This window comes from Streptomyces tailanensis (assembly GCF_008386495.1).
Classification (GTDB): Bacteria; Actinomycetota; Actinomycetes; order Streptomycetales; family Streptomycetaceae; genus Streptomyces; species Streptomyces tailanensis.
This window is the reverse complement of sequence record NZ_VTHJ01000034.1, coordinates 103774-121554: the sequence shown is the minus strand read 5'-3', so window position 1 is coordinate 121554 and position 17781 is coordinate 103774. Positions and strand designations below refer to the sequence as shown.

The 17781-nt window shown below is 68.9% G+C and carries 14 protein-coding genes and 5 pseudogenes; 5 read left to right on the top strand and 14 right to left on the bottom strand.

The window, feature by feature from the left end; genetic code table 11:
- Positions 1-159: 159 nt before the first annotated feature.
- The 11 genes and pseudogenes from F3T56_RS26150 to F3T56_RS50140 all read right to left on the bottom strand — a co-directional run.
- On the bottom strand, positions 160-708 hold the full coding sequence (locus F3T56_RS26150) for a manganese efflux pump MntP (protein WP_149827810.1): 549 nt from the start codon (positions 706-708) through the stop codon (positions 160-162).
- A gap of 2 nt (positions 709-710) precedes the next feature.
- Positions 711-1811, bottom strand: coding sequence for a pyrroloquinoline quinone biosynthesis protein PqqE (gene pqqE / locus F3T56_RS26145; protein ID WP_149827809.1), 1101 nt, complete (start codon positions 1809-1811; stop codon positions 711-713).
- Entirely contained in the window at positions 1804-2133 is a 330-nt protein-coding gene (gene pqqD / locus F3T56_RS26140) for a pyrroloquinoline quinone biosynthesis peptide chaperone PqqD (protein WP_149827808.1), read from the bottom strand. The genes pqqE and pqqD overlap by 8 nt, the downstream gene beginning before the upstream one ends.
- Positions 2105-2812, bottom strand: a complete 708-nt coding sequence (gene pqqC / locus F3T56_RS26135; RefSeq protein ID WP_149827807.1) for a pyrroloquinoline-quinone synthase PqqC — start codon at positions 2810-2812, stop codon at positions 2105-2107. Before pqqC ends, pqqD begins: the two co-directional genes overlap by 29 nt.
- A gap of 7 nt (positions 2813-2819) precedes the next feature.
- Positions 2820-3713 (bottom strand): pyrroloquinoline quinone biosynthesis protein PqqB, encoded by an 894-nt coding sequence (gene pqqB, locus F3T56_RS26130; RefSeq protein WP_149827806.1) that lies wholly within the window; start codon positions 3711-3713, stop codon positions 2820-2822.
- A gap of 4 nt (positions 3714-3717) precedes the next feature.
- Positions 3718-3801 carry a pyrroloquinoline quinone precursor peptide PqqA gene (gene pqqA / locus F3T56_RS50145; RefSeq protein WP_149827828.1) on the bottom strand — a complete coding sequence of 28 codons (84 nt, stop codon included), beginning with the start codon at positions 3799-3801 and terminating at the stop codon, positions 3718-3720.
- A gap of 15 nt (positions 3802-3816) precedes the next feature.
- A complete protein-coding gene (locus tag F3T56_RS26120) occupies positions 3817-5502 on the bottom strand; it encodes a PQQ-dependent dehydrogenase, methanol/ethanol family (RefSeq protein ID WP_172639144.1) in 1686 nt (561 codons plus the stop codon).
- A gap of 39 nt (positions 5503-5541) precedes the next feature.
- The gene (locus F3T56_RS26115) at positions 5542-6009 is read right to left on the bottom strand and encodes an MSMEG_3727 family PQQ-associated protein (protein WP_149827804.1); all 468 of its coding nucleotides are present in this window, start codon (positions 6007-6009) and stop codon (positions 5542-5544) included.
- Positions 6010-6171: 162 nt separating this feature from the next.
- The gene (locus F3T56_RS26110; protein ID WP_246203866.1) at positions 6172-9000 is read right to left on the bottom strand and encodes a SpoIIE family protein phosphatase; all 2829 of its coding nucleotides are present in this window, start codon (positions 8998-9000) and stop codon (positions 6172-6174) included.
- Between the two features lie 485 nt (positions 9001-9485).
- Positions 9486-9914 (bottom strand): hypothetical protein, encoded by a 429-nt coding sequence (locus F3T56_RS46385; protein ID WP_172639143.1) that lies wholly within the window; start codon positions 9912-9914, stop codon positions 9486-9488.
- A 576-nt stretch (positions 9915-10490) separates the two neighbouring features.
- Positions 10491-10628 (bottom strand): annotated as a pseudogene (locus F3T56_RS50140) (PAS domain-containing protein); the annotation flags it as partial.
- A 4-nt stretch (positions 10629-10632) separates the two neighbouring features.
- Between F3T56_RS50140 and F3T56_RS26095 the strand changes: the two are divergent.
- Positions 10633-11208: a retropepsin-like aspartic protease gene (locus tag F3T56_RS26095; RefSeq protein ID WP_246203864.1), complete on the top strand. Its 576-nt coding sequence runs from the start codon at positions 10633-10635 to the stop codon at positions 11206-11208.
- A gap of 324 nt (positions 11209-11532) precedes the next feature.
- Positions 11533-11727, top strand: a pseudogene (locus F3T56_RS48170) (PRC-barrel domain-containing protein); the annotation flags it as partial.
- A gap of 109 nt (positions 11728-11836) precedes the next feature.
- On the opposite strand, the pseudogene F3T56_RS50135 reads toward F3T56_RS48170, so the two are convergent.
- Positions 11837-11956, bottom strand: a pseudogene (locus F3T56_RS50135) (HipA family kinase); the annotation flags it as partial.
- Between the two features lie 37 nt (positions 11957-11993).
- Positions 11994-12594: pseudogene (locus tag F3T56_RS26085) on the bottom strand (AbfB domain-containing protein); the annotation flags it as partial.
- Between F3T56_RS26085 and F3T56_RS26080 the strand changes: the two are divergent.
- From F3T56_RS26080 to F3T56_RS26070, 3 genes and pseudogenes are all read left to right on the top strand, one after another.
- A pseudogene (locus F3T56_RS26080) lies at positions 12586-12777 on the top strand (transposase); the annotation flags it as partial. The pseudogenes F3T56_RS26085 and F3T56_RS26080 sit on opposite strands and share 9 nt — an antisense overlap.
- A 307-nt stretch (positions 12778-13084) precedes the next feature.
- Positions 13085-15085 (top strand): RICIN domain-containing protein, encoded by a 2001-nt coding sequence (locus F3T56_RS26075; protein WP_149827800.1) that lies wholly within the window; start codon positions 13085-13087, stop codon positions 15083-15085.
- Positions 15086-15240: 155 nt separating this feature from the next.
- Complete coding sequence (locus F3T56_RS26070) at positions 15241-16527, top strand: FAD-dependent monooxygenase (RefSeq protein ID WP_149827799.1); 1287 nt, start codon at positions 15241-15243, stop codon at positions 16525-16527.
- A 40-nt stretch (positions 16528-16567) separates the two neighbouring features.
- Here the strand turns inward: F3T56_RS26070 and F3T56_RS26065 are convergent.
- On the bottom strand, positions 16568-17781 hold a 1214-nt coding region (locus F3T56_RS26065; RefSeq protein WP_149827798.1), incomplete at its 5' end, for an IucA/IucC family protein.

Sequence of the window (17781 nt, the reverse complement as noted above, 5' to 3'; positions counted from 1 at the left end):
GGCGCGTACCTCAATTGAGGTACGCGCCTGCGGGCGCCCGGCGCGATGGATGCGCGGCGATCTCCAGAGACGGGGCAAGTCGCTTTTAGTGACCGGATCAAAACATGGGTGACACGATGGTCGATAGACGCGGTACTCAGGCCGATGCTGAAGGGCGCGTCAGCCGGACTGGATGGGCAGAGCGATGGCCGCGAGCATGAGAGCGACGCCACTCAGCAGGTCGGAGCGGATCCGGACGAGGCCTCCGGCGAATCTCCCGATGTGCAATCCGATCAACGACGCCACCGCAGTAGTGGCACCGAACACAAGGGCGGGAATCCAGGGAGCGAATCCGAGCAGTCCGAGGCTTGCGCCGCCGACGAGGTTGTCCAGGCTCAGGGAGAACGGGATACCGAAGAGCGTCACCCACGGGTTGTCGATCTCGTCGGGAGACTCCGGGCTCCGCACGGCCCGGATGACGAGGTACAAGCCGTACCCGCCCAGGGCGGCCGAGCCCGCGTAGGCGGCGACCGGAGCGATCGCATGGCCGATTTGATGGCCGAGCAACAGGCCGATCAGCGGCATTACCCCGTCCCACAGTCCGAACATCAGAGCGATCTGTAGGGAGCGGCGGAAGCCGAACGGAACCATACCGAGCACGATCGACACCCGGAAGTTGTCCAGGCTCAGGACGAAGCCGAGGCCGAGGAGCGGCCAGATCGCGTCCATGGCTAGCCGGGGCTCAGACGGCGGCCGTGGTGGGGACGAGGGGTGAGGACGCCGGCACCGGTCTTGGTCTCCTCGTTGGCGGCCCGCACCCTCTCGGCCACGATGTCGTGGTCGGGAGAGAGGTGACAGACCGGGTCGGTGCGCGCCGCGTCGCCGGTGAGCAGGAAGGCCTGGCAGCGGCACCCGCCGAAGTCGATCTCTCGGCGCTCGCAGCTTCGGCACGGCTCCGGCATCCAGTCCGTGCCGCGGAAACACCGGAACAAGGGAGAATCGGCCCATATCCGTGCCAGGGGGTCCTCGTGCACGCTGGCGCGTGGCAAGGGCAGGGCGTGCGCGGCCGGACAGGGCAGAACATCGCCGTTCGGGGTGACAGTGAGCTGCCGCTTCCCCCACCCGCCCATGCAGGGTTTGGGGTATCGGCTGTAATAGTCGGGAAGGACGTACAGGATCTCCATCCTTCCCTTCAGTCGCTCGCGCGCGGCGCGCACCACGGCCTCCGCCCGTTCGAGCTGCGCCCTGCTGGGCAGCAGTGCGTCGCGGTTACGCCACGCCCAGCCGTAGTACTGGGTGTTGGCCAACTCGACACGGTCGGCCGCCAACTCCTCGGCCAGGTCCAGGACACCGGCGACCCGGTCGATGTTCCGGCGGTGCAGGACGACGTTCACCGTGAGTGTCCAGCCCAGCTCCTTCACGATGCGAGCCGCCTCGATCTTGCTGTGGAAGGACGGCGTACCGGCGATCCGGTCCGACAGGGCAGGCTCGTCGGACTGAATGCTGATCTGCACGTGATCGAGACCGGCCGCCCTGAGCTGCTCCGCGCGACGCTGGGACAGGCCGAGGGCACTGGTGATGAGGTTCGTGTAGAGGCCCAGCTCCCGTGCGCAGGCCACCAGTTCGGCCAGGTCGCGGCGCAGGAGTGGCTCACCGCCCGACAGGTGCAACTGCCATACGCCCAGTTCCTGTGCCTCGGCGAGCACCCGCTGCCATTGCGCCGTGGTCAGTTCGTCGTGATAGTCGCCGAGGTTGAGCGGGTTGGAGCAGTACGGACACGACAGGGGGCAGCGGTAGGTGAGTTCGGCCAGCAGTCCGAAGGGGCTATCCATCGTCCATCACCACATAGCGCTTGGCGGTGAGCCGGCCGAGGAAATGTCGCACCTCGTCGTCGGCCACCCGGTCATATCGCTCGCGCAGCGTCGCCACGATCTCGGCCACGGTGTGGTGACCGTCGCACAGGGCGAGGATGTCGGCGCCCGTGTGGTTCAGGACCACGACTGACTCCGGCCCCAGCAGGACATGTTGTTCCCGTGCCGAGTCGAACCGCAGGCGAATGTGGGGCGCCGGTTTCGGACGGCTCGACGATTCCACCGCGGCGCCGCGTTCGCCGACCGTGCGCTTCTCACTCGGGGTAGGCCTGGTCGATGGCATCGATCATCCTCCACAGCACATCGCACTTGAACGTCAGCGCCGCCACTGCGCGCTGCTGTTCCTCGGCCGACCGGCAGTGCTCGGCCACCACCTCCAGAGCGTGTTCGGCGTCGCGGGGAGCCTGTTCCAGCCGAGCCCGGAAGTAGGCCAGACCGGCCCCGTCGATCCAGGGGTAGAAGCGTTCGAACGCGGCGAGGCGCTCGGCCATGAGGTCCGGGGCGAACAGTTCGGTCAACGAGGACGCCACCGCCTCGACCCAGGGCCGAGTACGGGCGAAGGTGACGTAGTCGTCGACGGCGGACCGCACCCCGGGGGTGACATGGCGTTGGTCGCGCAGCTCTTCGCGGGTCAGCCCCACCGCGTCACCCAGGCACAGCCACGCCTCGATCCCGCCGTCCCCGCTTCTGGTGCCATCGTGGTCGACGATGCGGCGGAGCCACCGCCGACGCACGTCGATGTCAGGGCAGTTGGAGAGGATGGCGGCATCCTTGCGGGGGATGTTGACCTGATAGTAGAAGCGGTTGGCCACCCAGCCCTGAATCTGCCGTCGGCTCAGCCGACCTTGGTTCATCCTCGTATGGAAGGGGTGCCGATCGTGGTAGAAGCGCGCTTGGGCGCGCAGCGCCTCGACCAGTTCGTCGGTCGCGGTCGCCCTTCCGCCGGACCCGATTGATGTCATCGCTGCTCTACACCTGTATCTCCAGGCCGTCCGTGGCCACTTCCATTCCGCGTTCCTCGACCCGACGTCGCTCCGGCGCGTCCTCCAGCAGAATCGGATTCGTATGGTTGATATGTAGGTAGATCTTGCGTTCGATGGGAAGCGGTGACAGCAGTTCGAGGCTGCCATCCGGTCCGTCGATCGGAAGGTGGCCCATGCCTCGTGCGGTCCTGTCGCCCAGGCCGAGCCGGATCAACTCGTCGTCGCGCCAGCAGGTCCCGTCGACGAGCAGGCAGGCGCAGTCGTCCAGCTGTGCGCGCACGGCCGCAGTGAGCTGCTGCATCCCCGCCAGGTACACCGCTGTCCGGCCGCTGCGCTCATCGGTGAGGCGATAACCCACCACCCGTCCCTGCCGGTTCCCGGGGCCGAAGCGCACCCGCTTGGTCGTGGGAACGTCGAAGGCTCGGTAGTGAAGGCCATCCCCCAGGGAAGCCTCGGTTCCCGGAACGGCCGGTCGCCACTCGACCGGGCAGTAGTGTTCCAGTGTCCGCAGCAACGACGTTCCGTCACACAACGTCTCGTGCACCGCGGGGGTGGCGTGCACCTCGACGGCCGGCCCCTCGCGCAACAGCAGCAGGCCGAGGGTGTGATCGAGTTCGGCGTCGGTGAGCAGTACGGCGGCCGGCGGCGTCGCCCGTATCCCGGTCGATGGCGGGGTCGGCAAGGACTCGATGTGGGCGTGGATGTCAGGGGACGCGTTGAGGAGGAACCACCGCTGGTGGTCGGTGCTCACCGCGACGGACGACTGGGTGCGGGCCTGGCAGGGCCGGGAGCCGTCGCGCACGGCACGGCATCCCGGGCAGCGGCAGTTCCACTGCGGAAACCCACCCCCGGCCGCCGAACCCAGCACACGCAACCACATGCGTCTACTCGTCCAGCTGAGCGAGGTACATGGTGACTTCCGCTCCGCACATGATTTCCTCGAACTCAGGGGTCTCCCACGATTGCATCGCGTATCTCCTTCGCTATTCAGGAAGCGCGAACGCGAACAGGGCGTCGCCGTGAGGTCCGCCCATCATTCCCGGCGCGAACCCTTCGACCCAACTGCCCCATCCGACCGGTGCGGCGATGTACTGCCGTCCGTCGACGCTGTAGGTCGTCGGGCTGCTGTGGTGTCCGCTCCCGGTCTGGAACTGCCACAACAGCTCGCCGCTTCGGGCGTCCATCGCGTTGAACTCCCCGGACGGCGTCCCGCAGAACACCAGGTCACCCGCCGTGGCCAGCACGGACGCGGAGATCGGCAGGTGCCAGCTCCAGCGCCACGCCTCCTCGCCGGTCGCCGCGTGGAATGCCTTGACCTGCCCCGCCATGTCGGCGGAATCCACAGTGACGCTCGCTCCCCAGTAGGGGATGCTTTCCCGGAACTCCCGGCGCCGCCGCGTGACCGTCGCGCCCACGTCCTGGACCGGGACGTAGAACATGTTCGTCCTGGGACTGTAGGCGGCGTGGCACCACTCCTTCCCACCGGCCGGCCCCGGCCAGAAGTGCACGTCCTCCCCCTCCTTGTCGGGGTACACCAGAGGCGTGACGTCGCCGGTGGGGCTGATCTCGCCCCAGGTGATCCGGTCGGCGAACGGAGTGACCCGCACCAGTGCGCCGTCGGTGCGGTCCAGCACGAAGAAGTAGCCGTTCTTGTCGAAGTGCGCCAGCAGTTTCCGCCCGTCCTGCTCGAACAGGATCATTTCCATGTTCGAGTCGTAGTCCCACAGATCGTGGGGGGTGAACTGGTAGTGCCAGCGTATGTGGCCGCTGTCGACGTCGACGGCGATCACGCTGTCGGTATGGAGGTTGTCGCCCTCACGGACCTCACCGTCGAAGTCGGGCGCCGGATTGCCGGTGCCCCAGTACAGCAGGTTCAGCTCCGGGTCGTACGTCCCCGTGACCCAGGTGTTGCCACCGCCCCGAGCCCAGGCCGGGCTGTCCGACGGCCAGGTCTGCGAACCCGGCTCGCCGGGCTTGGGAACGGTGTACGTCCGCCAGACCCGCTCGCCGGTGTCGATGTCGTAGGCGTCGAGATGGCCGCGCACCCCGAACTCCCCGCCGGAGCTGCCCACGATGACGAGGTTCTTCACCAGCAGCGGCGCGACCGTCGCGCTCTCGGCGGCCCGCACGTCACCGTGCGTCACGTCCCAGACCTTCTCACCCGTGGCGGCGTCGAGCGCGATCACATGGGCGTTGAGGCTCGCCGCGAAGACCCTGCCCTTCGCCACCGCCACACCGCGGTTCACGTTGCCGCAACACAGCGACACGTCGAAGGGGATCGCGTGCTTGTACTGCCACAGGCACTGTCCCGTCCCCGCGTCGACGGCCCAGATCCAGCCGTCCCACCCGGAGAGGTACAGGACTCCGTCCACGACGAGGGGGGCGGCCTCGAGCGCGTACGTCGAGGAGCCCGCGTGCAGTCCGTACGACCCGCACTGGAAGACCCATGCGGGACGCAGGCGCTGGACGTTCCCGGTGTCGATCCCGTCCAGTGCGCTGTATCGCTGCCCGTCGTAAGTGCCGTAGTAGGTGAGCCAGTTGTGCGGTTCCGAACCCGCCGCGAGAAGGCGCTCGTAGGTGACGTTCTCGGCCACGGGTGGCGCGGTTCCGATGATGGCGCTGGCCTCGGAGAACTTGATGGCCGGTGGTGCTTCTACATAGTCCGTCATCAGCTGCTCCTTGAAGTCCGCTCGGGGCTGAGCCGGCTCTCAGTCCGGTCGGGGCTGGGCCGGACGGTCGAGGCGGGCGTCCGGTGGCACCTCCCCCATCGCGACGATCGCGCCGAACAGGCCCCGGCCCTCGTCGTTGCCGATGTTGGAGCTGTACCAGTAGCAGCCCGGACCGTCGAGGTTGATGCTGACCTCTCCTCGCGAATGAACCGGCAACCAGATCCATCGGCCTCCACCGTTGCTGGGCATGAGCGCACAATGGGTGTTCGTATCGTCGTTGTAGAGCGCGATGTCGATGTCACCCCCGTGGGGCAGGACGAGGACCGCGGGATCCCAGGCCAGCTCGTCCGGCGGGATGCGTATCTCGGCCTTCATCCGGCCGTCGGGCCGCTCTGTGGCCCGCTCGATGTTTCCGGTCGCGAGCAGGCGTCCCATTGACGCCCTGTTCTGCTTGTCCAGCCCGAGCTCGCTCAGCACCGCGGATCGAGCCGCTGCGTCACTCGTCATCGGCTCCTCCTGGTCCGGAATCGCCGTTCATACCCTGTAGTTACATAGTCGTCCCGGTTTGGCGAGATCGCCAGTTGGCCGCACAGGCCACACATTCGGACTCGAAGCAGGGGGAACACGGCCCTGGGGCGCCGCGCCCCTGGGAGACGTCCGAGTCGCTGATCAGACGGCGAACGAGCGGGACCTCCCACGAGCTGGGGGCAGTGTCTGCTCGGCCCAGATGACCTTGCCGTCGATGGTGTAGCGGGTGCCCCAGCGGGCGGCGAGCTGGGCGATCAGGAAGAGTCCGCGCCCGCCTTCGTCGGTGGTGGCGGCGCGCCGCATCCGAGGGGAGGTGCTGCTGCCGTCGGAGACCTCGCAGATCAGGTTCCGATCGCGGAGCAGCCGGACCCGGATGGGGCCGCGCGCGTGCCGGATTGCGTTGGTGAGCAGTTCGCTGGCGATCAGTTCGGTGGTGAACGACAGCTCTTCCAGACCCCAGCGACCCAGCTGCTCGGCCACCTTCATACGGGTTCGGCAGACGTTCTCGGGTTCGGGCTCGAGGTCCCAGGTGGCGACCTGACCGGGGTCCAGTGCCCGCATGCGGGCCACGAGCAGGGCGACGTCGTCAGCGGGGTGTGCGGGCAGCAATGCCTTGAGGACCGTGTCGCACGTTTGCTCCGGCGTGCGTTCGCGCCGCCTCAAGGCCTGCCGCAGCAGGGCGAGTCCCTCGTCGATATCACGGGCGCGGTCCTCGATGAGCCCGTCGCTGTAGAGGACCAGCTCGCTGCCTTCGGGGATGTCCAGGTCGACGGACTCGAAGGGCAGACCGCCCAGGCCCAGCGGAGGTCCCGCGGGGATGTCGGGGAATTCCACGGTCCCATCGGGCAGTGCGAGCGCCGGGAGAGGGTGCCCCGCACGGGCCAGCGTGCACCGACAGGACACCGGGTCGTAGACGGCGTACAGGCAAGTGGCACCGACGATCTGGCCGCCGCTGTCGGTGTCGTCGGTGCCGATCCTGCCCTCGGACGCCGCCTCCTGATCCGCGTCCAGCCCTTCCACCAGGTCGCTGAGGGAGTAGAGCAGGTCGTCGGCGGGCATGTCGAGCGCGGCGAAGTTGTGCACCGCGGTCCGCAGACGGCCCATGGTGGCCGCCGCCTGCACCCCGTGACCGACGACGTCGCCGACCACGAGCGCCACCCGGGCACCGGAGAGCGGGATCACGTCGTACCAGTCGCCGCCGACCCCGGCCTCTGCGGGCAGATAGCGGTGCGCCACCTGGACGGCGCTGTGCGTGAGCAGACGGCGGGGCAGCAGGCTGCGCTGCAGGGCGAGGGCGACGGCGTGCTCGCGCGTGTAGCGCCGGGCGTTGTCGATGCACAGCGCGGCGCGGCCGACCAACTCCTCGGCGAGGTACAGGTCGTCTCCCTCGAACGCGGCAGGCTCCTCGGAGCGATAGAAGCTGACGACTCCCAGCAATGTGCCGCGGGCGTGCATCGGCACCACGATCAGCGAGTGAATCCCCGACCCGAGGATCTCCGCAGCACGCGCCGGCTCGTGGGCCTGCCGGCCCATGGGGGCGGACAGCACCGGTTCGAGTATCGACTGGCGTCCGGCCAGGCACCGGGCCTGAGGGGTGGACGGCGCATAGCGGACGGGGTCACCTGCCGCGTCCGTGAGCGGGTTCCCCCGGCCTACGGTGCACAGCGCCGCCCGGCGGAGCTCGCCGTGCCGCGGGGCCCGTTCCGAACCGGTCAGCACAGGCGCCAGGAGGTCGACGGCGACGGTGTCCGCCAGCTGCGGGACGGCCATCTCGGCCAGCTCCTCGGCCGTCCGGACCACGTCCAGGGTGCTGCCGATGTGGACGCTGGCGTCGCAGAGGAGTTCCAGGCGCTGCCGGGCCTGGACCGCGAGCCGCCCCACACCGGGCTCGCCGAGCATCAGCAGCCACTCGCCGCCGTCCGCGCCGTCGCCCGCTTCCGTCGCACGTCGCTCGCCGGTCTCAACCGCCCCGGGCCGTGTCACAGCCATGGCAGGGCCGGACACCGTCGCCCGGTCGAGCCGCGCCTCGGCCCACCCGGGCTGCGGGGCCGTCTTCGGGCGCATCCGGGAGCGTTCTCGGGCGGGGGTGAGAACGGCTTCGACCGCGGCGCCGGCCTGGCCCTTCGGACCGGTCATCTGCTGGCAGGTGAGGCTGGCCACGCGGCCGTCGGAGAGCGCCACCTCGGCCGCGGCCCGGCCCGGGGAGGAGATCAGCTCGGCGGCCTTCCGGCGCAACAACGCCTGGTCGCCCGGGGCGAGGCTCTTGTCGATCATGGTGAACGCGCCGACGGCACGAGAGAACGACCTGCTCGCCGGCTGCCCAGTCGGCTTGCGGGAGCGCAGGAAGGCGCTGAGCAACTGGTGTTCCCGGCTGGTGGTGCCTTCGAGCAGCCGCTGCTCGATGTCCCCGGCGGCCTTACGGACCAGGGGCAGCATCGCGGAGTTGGTCTCCTCTCTCAGGCAGGTCAGGTCCAGGACGCCTTCCACCTCGCCGCTCAACGGGTTACGGATGGGAGCACCCACGCAGGTGAACGGCGACATGCACTCGGCGAAGTGCTCACGGCCCATGATGAAGGCAGGGCGCCGCTCGGCAAGCACTGTGCCGATCCCGTTGGTGCCCGCGACCGACTCGGCGAACGTGAAACCAACCGCGAGATTGACCGCGTCCAGGCTCCTGTCGAGCTCCGGCGAACTGGTTCTCCTCTGGAGCACCCAGCCCTGCCCGTCCGTGAGGATGACGCTGACCTGGCCGCCGCGGACCGCGGACTCCAGTCGGTCGAGCACCGGCCTCGCCGCGTCGAGCAGGCGGCACTCCTGGTCCAGATCTTCCTGGTAGGGGATCTCCAGCTGGTTGGGCACCACGCCCAGGGCCCTGGAACGCTGCCAGGAGCTCAGGATGGGGCCCCGCACCTCCGCCCCCGCCGAGCCCTCCGTCAGGAAACGCTCGTACGCCCTGTTGAGTCCCCCCACGTCATCCCAGGAAACCATCGGGACCAGCCGCTTTCGTCTGCCAGGGGCCCTCGTGCGCCGATCGGCTCTACCCACACATCCTACGAGCATGTGTGGATAAATGGTCACGTCGCTCAGGGGTCGCAGACGGTGGTGCGGTCGGAAGCGAGCGGTCCTGGTGGAGTGCCGCGGCGTCTCACTTCGTTGGATGTCGCCGACACCGTGTGAGCGTCACTCGGACGACGTGGCGCAGGTTCCGCAGAGGGTCATGGGGTGACAGGGTCGGCAGCGGGGGTCACCGACCCCGATCCGGCGGTCGTGCGGGACCTGCACGAGTTCCGCGATCCGGTCTCGGCGCAGGAGCCGGAGCAGTTCGAGACCGACGTGCGCCGATTTGTGGATCACCCGCCGCCTCCGCGAGGCCGAGGCCGGAGCCACCACGCCGGTCTCGGCTTCACCGGCCTGGAAGAGGCAAACGTGGGCGCTGCCCAGTTCACCTGCCGCGTTCAGCCGATCGCCCGGATGCTTTGCCTGAAGATGAGGTTGTTGTCCTCATCGCGTTCACCTGTCGGCACCTCTGTCACCCGGAATGTGAAAGGCCTGGAGCACTCTTGCTGCACCGGGGGCTCCCCCCTGCGCCTCGGGCCCTGTACCTCCGCCTCCGGCACGCTCAGTTCGATGGTCCAGGTCACCGTCTGGTTGCGGGAGACAGGGCCTCCCACGACGCTGATGGAGCATGTGTTGGGACGGCCTGTCACCGCGTCCCAACTGAATTCGCCCGGCCTGCCTACGACAGCGACGCCGGCGCCACGACGAACCGTCGTGGCGTCCGTCGGGAGGAGCTGGACCCGCACCGTCGCGGAGTCGGTTCTGGTGTTCCCGCGCCGTGCGAACTCCCTGAAACTGAGGCCGTCGTCGTTCGAGTAGGTGCGCATCTCCTGCCGCGTCCCCGTCCCCGGATGTGGCAGGCCCGGTGCCTGGCCGGTCCCGCTCGGGCCGGCCCCCGTCACCGCCACCGACGTCAGAACGGTGGCTCCCAGCGTCAGGCCCACGACCCCCCTGCGCTTCTTGCCCTTGTTCATAGTGTCCCCTCAGGTGAGGTGGTGTCGCTCCTGTCCCTCAGACCACAGGGAAACCACGAGCAACGATTCGTCACTCGCGTACCACGCATATCTCCAGCAAAACGAAAAAAATCGACAACTCGGGTGCACACCGGATCCGGAGGTGGAGTGCACCGGCTAAGGGGCATCCGGCGAGGGGCGCCGAGTTGCCGGCAGGTATCGGCTGTCCGCTCATCGTCGTGGCGACGATGACCTCGTTGACCTGCCGGCTTGAGGCAGCTTGCGCCGGCTTCTGTATGGACGCCCCAACTCCCGCCGCAGGCTTGACAGTTACGCCGGGATCCGGCCACTACCTTCGTGCTTCAGGTGGCGCTCGTGGTGTTGCCCGCGGTCAGCGCCGTCGTCGCTCTGGTCCTGCAGCCTCAGCGGGAAACCAAAGCGAAGGCCAAGCGGGGACAACTCCAGCAGTCGTATGGCCTCGTCGTTGGCGAGGAGCAGTCGCCCGTCGTCACTGAGTATGAGCACTCCATCCCGCACGGAGTGGAGCAGCGCGTCGTGGTGCTCGTACATACGGGTCATCTCGTCCGGGGCGGTGGCTGGGTGGGCACTTCGGCCGCATGCGGCTGCGAGACGACGACACGTCCGGCACCAGGTATCGGTGGAAGAGCCGACTCGTTGCTGCGCCTCTGGCCGCGCTGCTGCTCGCGGGCTGCATCGCGCACGGAGATCCCGACAGCTCGCTTGTGAGGCAGACCTCCCCCGGGGCGGCGCGCGAGGTGCCCCTCAGGGTCGTGGAGCAGGCCGGCCGGACGCCGGCGTTCGTCCCGGTGACCATCGAAGGCGAGGGCCCTTCAAGTTCGCCCTGGACACCGGTGCCTCCACCAGCGTCGTCGACGACGACGTCGCCGACCGGGTCGGTCTTGAGCCCACCGGTGAACGCCGTTCGGTGAGCGGAGTTCTCGGCAGCGGGCAGGTTCCTGTTGCCCAGGTGGGCCAGTGGGAGGTCGGTGACGTACGTCTCGACCCGGGCGAGGTCACCGTCATCGACCTCGGCCCTCCCGGGGAAGGCGGCAGCATTCAGGGCCTGCTCGGCTCTGACATGCTCAGCGACTTCGGCTCGATCACCATCGACTACGACGACAGCGTCCTGACCATCCCGGCACCGTGATGACTGGGCGCCAACGAAGATCGCCGTCACGGTCCGTCCCTCGGCGCGCCCTTGCGAAGGCTGATCCTCATCTCTTGCAGTCGACACCTGAGCCTCGGTGGGTCGACCCTGAAAGGGAGACATATCGATGATACCGGGAGTAAAGGGGCTTCGAGATGGAATGGTGGATCTGGCTCATCGCCGCTCTCGCGATCGTCCTCGCGGGAGCCGCTTTGATCGTGCCACCCCAGGCTCGGCGCCGCTCCCGTGGAGTAATAGCTCAGGGCCATCGGCCTCCGGAGGGAGGAGGGCAGAAGCCGTGACCGTCTACATGCGAGCCAGTACATGCGAGCCGGCGAGATCGCCAAGAAGCCAGTAGTCACACTGGCGGGGGACGACCTCGGGCAGGTCAAGGACCTCGCGTTCGACGCCTCGACGGGCAGCATCCGATGCTTCACCCTCGCCAGCCACGGCCTACTACTGGCAGGCCCACTCCACCGGGCCCTCCCGTGGAGGAACGTCGACGCCCTGGGTCCGCACGCGGTCATGGTGCACGACGAGAGCGCACGGGAGGAAGACGACACGGCCGCCCGGTCGGGCGCGAAGGAGCCGGGCGGGGGCAAACAGCCGAATCACCGCAGGTCAGCGCCCCCTGGGTGGAAAACTTCACGACGTACGTCCCCAGGTCGTCGGCCTCGACGATCCCGGGGACGGAGCCGCCGGACCGCAGGGGTGCGACATAGCGGGTGACTGTGACGTCTCTCAGCATGAAGCGAGCACAGTAGCCGGCTCCCTGTCGGTGCAGGTCAGCTCGTCACGCGGAAGGTGGCGTCGCCGCGTCCCGTGGCGGTGGTGATCGGCCGAGCCGCAACTGGAAGCCGTAGCGCCGGATGTAGCGGTCCGGGTGGTTGTACGACTGGAACGACGACCATGCCTTGTCGGCGAGCCCCGCGACTTGGCGGAACGTGGCGTCCTGGGCGAACTGGCTGGTGCCGTCGTTGTAGGCGAGCTGGAAGTCGAATCCGGAGTGCCGCAGGAAGTGGCCGGGAAGTTCACCGACTCGAAGGAGACGGTGCCGGTGCCCGCGAGGCCGGGCCTCAGCCGGAACTGGGCGTCCGCGCCGGTGACGTTCTGGTCGATGCGCACGTCGAAGTTGGCATGCCGCACGTAGCGGTCCTGGTAGTTGTACGACTGGAGCCGGTTGCTCGCGGTGCTGGGCCAGCGGGCGAGCACGCGGCTCTCCTCGGCGGCCGTGAGGTTCAGGATCGAGCCGTGGCGCTTCTTGGTGCCGCCCATGTTGTAAGTTCCCGACGCCGGGAGCCGGTAGGTGCCGGAGGCGGACGGGTCGGTCGTCAGGACCGGCATTTAACCGCGTCCGGAGGCGTACTGGTCGAGGTAGAGCGCCCAGACGCTGAAGTGATCCTCAGCTTCCCCGGCCTCGGCATCCGACTCGGCGCCCGGATGCTCGCCGAGATCGGAGACGACAAGAACCGCTTCGCGGACGCCAGCGGCCTGAAGGCATACGCCAGCGCCTCGCCCGTCACCAGGGCCTCCGGCACGAAGTGCAGCATCACCCGCAGGTGGGTCAGAAGGTGTCAAGACAGCCGCCAGAGCCAATCAGCGCATGCCAGAACACCGTTGAGCTCCCGAAACAGGAACCGCCGCAGCCGGATCGGCGGCGGCGCCACCGCGCGTGGACACCTCCACCTGATGCGGCCTCACAGGAATCAACAAGAAACGACAAAACCATTGACCTGCCCTCACTTCACCCTTACCTTCTGACCGATTGGCCGAACTTCGTTCGACCCATCGACCAACTGTCGTACCCGCACCCGCCGTTCGTCGCCCTGAGGGTCCCCGCGCACCCTCGGCCACTGACCACAGGAGACACACCCCCATGTCGTACGTCTTCACCCGAAGATGGGCCGGACGCGTCACGGCGCGCATCGTGGCCCTCGCTCTGGCCGTGGCCGGTCTGGCGGCCCTGAACGGCCCTGAGCCGTCAGCCCCGTTGGCGGCCGAGCCGGCCGCGGTCAGCACCACCCAAACCGGCGTGACCCCGCCGCCGATGGGCTGGGCGTCCTGGAACAGCTTCTTCAGCAGCATCGACCACACCGTCATCAAGCAGCAGGCCGACGCCCTGGTCTCCTCCGGCATGGCCGCCGCCGGCTACAAGTACGTCAACCTCGACGACGGCTGGTGGCAGGGCGCCCGCGACGCGAACGGCAACATCGTCGTCGACGAGACCCTGTGGCCCGGCGGCATGAAGGCCATCGCCGACTACATCCACAGCAAGGGCCTGAAGGCCGGCATCTACACCGACGCCGGCAAACAGGGCTGCGGCTACTACTACCCCACCACCCGCCCCGCCGCCCCCAACACCGGTATGGAGGGCCACTACCAGCAGGACCTGGAGACCTTCCAGCGCTGGGGCTTCGACTACGTCAAGATCGACTGGTGCGGCGGCCGGGTCGAGGGCCTGGACCAGGAGACCCAGTACAAGCAGATCGCCGCCGCCAACGAGGCCGCGTCCGCCGTCACCGGCCGCAAGCTCGTGCTCTCCTTCTGCGAGTGGGGCACCGGACTGCCCTGGAACTGGGCGACCGGTTACGGCGACCTGTGGCGCACCAGCCATGACGTGCTCCTGTACAAGGAGACCCCCGGCCTGACGAAGATGTACCGCAACTTCGACGAAGCCCTGCAACCCGCCGCCCACCACACCGGCTACGTCAACGACCCCGACATGCTGATGGTCGGCCTCAACGGCATGACCGCCCAACGCAACCGGCTCCACATGAGCCTGTGGGCGATCTCCGGGGCACCACTGCTGGCCGGCAACAACGTGGCCACGATGACCACCGAGACCCGCGACATCCTCACCAACCCCGAGGTCCTCGCCATCAACCAGGACCCGCGCGGCCTGCAGGGCGTCAAGGTCGCCGAGGACACCCGCAACCTCCAGGTGTACGGCAAGGTCCTCTCCGGCACCGGCAAGCGCGCGGTGATGCTGTTCAACCGCACCGGCGCGGCCGCGAACATCACCGTCCGCTGGACCGACCTCGGCCTGACCACCGCCTCCGCCCGCGTACGCAACGCCTGGACGCGCACCGACGCCGGATCGTTCGCCACCGGCTACACCACCTCCGTCCCCGCCAACGACGCAGTCCTGCTGACCGTCTCCGGCACCGAGGCGTCCGGCTCGACGTACGAGGACACCACCACCGCCACCACCCCGACCTTCGGCAACGTCACCGCCGGGGCGGCGGGCACGAAGCTGGTGGACATCACCTACGCCAACGGCGGCAGCACCGCCCGTAAGGCCACCGTGCAGGTGGGCGGCCAGTACACGTACGTCGTGGCCTTCCCGCCGACCGGCTCGGCCACCACCTACCGCACCGTGTCCGTGCTCGCCCACCTGGCCAAGGGCGCCAACACCGTGAAGTTCGCCGCGGTCTCCGGCAGCACCGCCCCCGACATCGACGCCGTGCGCGTCCAGGGCATCCCCGGCACCAACGGCACCGCCCTCGTCGGCGCCGCCTCGGGCCGCTGCGTGGACATCGACAAGAACACCTACGTCAACGCCACCCAGGCACAGATCTGGGACTGCTCCGGCGGACGCAACCAGACCTTCCAGCAGACCTCGCGCGGCGAACTCGTCGTCTACGGCAACAAGTGCCTCGACGCCGACAACAACGGCACCACCAACGGAACCAAGGTCATCATCTGGGACTGCACAAACGGCACCAACCAGAAGTGGACCGCCAACCCCGACGGCACCCTCACCAACAACCTCTCCGGCCTCTGCCTGGACGCCTCCGAAGCGGCAACCGCCAACGGCACCAAGCTGATCCTGTGGACCTGCAACGGCCAGAACAACCAGAAGTGGGCCCTCAACTGACGCCCACCGCACCCTAGTTGCTCCTGATGGCCCGGGCCTCTCCGTAAGAGGCCCGGGCCTATCCATACGCGCGCGTCTCCCGAGGCGGGCAGCATGTGCGCATCGAAGACCACGGCGGTGCACATGGTCGCGCCGATCGTCCGAGGAGCTGAGGGATGACAGAACGCACGACCGCGGGGCCGAGGATCGCGATCCTCGGTGGTGGCATCGGCGGACTCTCCGCTGCGGCGTTCTTGCACCGTGAAGGGATCGCAGCCACCGTCTACGAACAGGCGCCGCGCCTGGCCGAGGTGGGCGCCGGTCTCGTGATCGCCCCCAATGCCGCCCGCCAGCTCCGCAAGCTCGGGGCCCTGGACGACGTACGCCGACACGCCGTCCAGCTCGACACCGGCTGGGAGTTCCGTCGCTGGGCGGACGGAAGGGTCCTCTCCTCCGAGGACCTGGCCGCCACCTGCGAGCGCCTCTACGGCGAGCACACCTACACCGCGCATCGAGCCGACCTCCTCGCGGCCATCCGGTCGCAGGTGCCGGCGGAGTCCGTCGTACTCGGTCACAAGTGCGTCGGTCTCGAACTCATCGGCGACGCCTGGCGGCTCCGCTTCGCCGCCGGCCGGTCGGCCGAGGCGGACGTCCTGATCGGCGCGGACGGCGTGCACTCCGCCGTGCGCGACACGATGGTCGGAGCCTCACCCGCGACGTACTCGGGTCTGTGTGCCTTCCGGGCCCTGGTCCCCGCCGAGCGGGCCCCGGAGTTCGCCCGGCGGCCGGCCCAGACGCTGTGGATCGGTCCCGGCCACCACCTGGTGCACTACCCGGTCTCCGCGGGCGCGTACGTCAACCTGGTCGCCTTCGCCCCTGCGGGGGACTTCGCCTCCGAGTCCTGGACCGCGACCGCCACGGTGGAGGAGTTCCTCGCCGAGTTCCACGGCTGGGACGAACGCCTGACCGACCTCATCCGCGCCGCAGGCACCCCGGGCCGGTGGGCCCTGCTCGACCGCGCCCCCCTCACCCGGTGGACCGAGGGCGGCGCGACACTGCTGGGGGACACCGCCCATCCCATGTTCCCCTTCTTCGGCCAGGGCGCCGCCCAGGCGATCGAGGACGCCGCGGTCCTGGCACGCTGTCTGTCCGACGGTCTCGACGACCCCCCTGAGGCGCTTCGCCGCTACGAGAACCTCAGAATCCCCCGCACCACGCGCCTACAGACCGTCAGCCACGGCCGGTCCCACATCAACCACCTCCCCGACGGCCCCGAACAGGAGGCCGCCACCTTCCGCCTCACCCCCACCGGCCGGACCGCCATCGAGCAGGCCGCCCCCGGCCACGTCGACGCGGTGCGCAGGCTCGTCTTCGACACCCTGACCCCGGATCAGGTGACCCAGCTGACCGACCTGACCGGCGGCCTCCTCACCCACCTGGACGACAGCCTCCGAGCCGACTGAGAGACGGCTCGGCCGCCCGCCAGATCGTCGGCAAAGTCGGTCACTGTGAAGTTCCGTACCCGGCCAGGGGATTGGGCAGCGGCAGATACCGCGCGTCCGCCCCGTCCGCCGCCGTCCAGCGGAGCAGCAGGTTCGTCTTGCCGGGGAGGGTCGGGGAGTTGAGGAGTTCCTCGACCTCCGGGATGTCGCGGTGCCGCCCGAACTCGCGTCGTACGGCAGGCCAGGGATCGACGCCCGGATGGTGTTCGACCAGGGCCGCCGCGATCTCCAGGAGGTTGTTGACGAGCAGGCAGTAGACCAGCCGTTCCCAGCCCGCCGCGCGCGTCACATCCGGCAGAAGCTTGACGCCCTCGGCGTCACGGTAGAGGACCTGCACGGGGGCACCGGTGACGTCGCAGGCGACGAGCGTGTTCTGGAGGTGGGCTTCGAGGACGACACCGTGGTGGTGGAAGGCGCCGAGGGCCGGGGGCACGACCTCGCGCAGATACGCCTCCCACCAGGCCTCGGGGTCGGTGGCGCGGACCAGCGGGTTGCCCGGGAAGGCCGCGGTGTCCTCGGTGAGGGCGGCGCCGAGGAAGGGAGTCGCGCCGAGGGCCAGGTGGTCGGCCAGTCCGTCGCGGACCAGTACCGCCAACTCCTCGAAGGCGAAGCCGGCGGTGCGGTAGCCGCCGTCGCCCAGCCAAGCGGCGCCTGGCAGTTCGGCGAAGGCCGCGGTGACCGCCGTATCCGTGCGGCGCAGCTTGAGCAGATCGTGGCGCCACAGGCGGCGGACGTCGTTGGTGATGCGCACATCCAGGCTGAACTTGAGGAAGAGGTCCGCCTCGGGGGCGTACACCGTCCGGATCGCCGCCGTCGGCCACACCTCGCCCTCCGTGCGCCCCAGCCGTACAAGGCGGCCGTCGGCGAAGTACTCTGCCAACTCCCGGGCCACGAGATCGAGTTGCCAGGGATGGGCGGGCAGGAGACGGTAGCCGGGCGGGGCCGTGCCCAGCGCGTCGAGGACGGCGGTGTCACCCTCCTCGACCACCGTGTCCTCGCGGACCCCGAGCAGGATCAGGGGGAAAGCGGCGTACGCCTCGGGCGCGTACGGCAGCCAGGCGGCGGGCGGGCCGCCGCCGCGGGCCTTGGGGGCGGGGTGGTACGGGTGCCCGGTGATCAGGGACTGCTCGGAGAGACGGTACGGGTCCTCGGGCGCCGTCGCGCGGGCGCGTGCGGTGAGGATGGCGGCCACGGCCTCACGGCTGTCGAGCATCT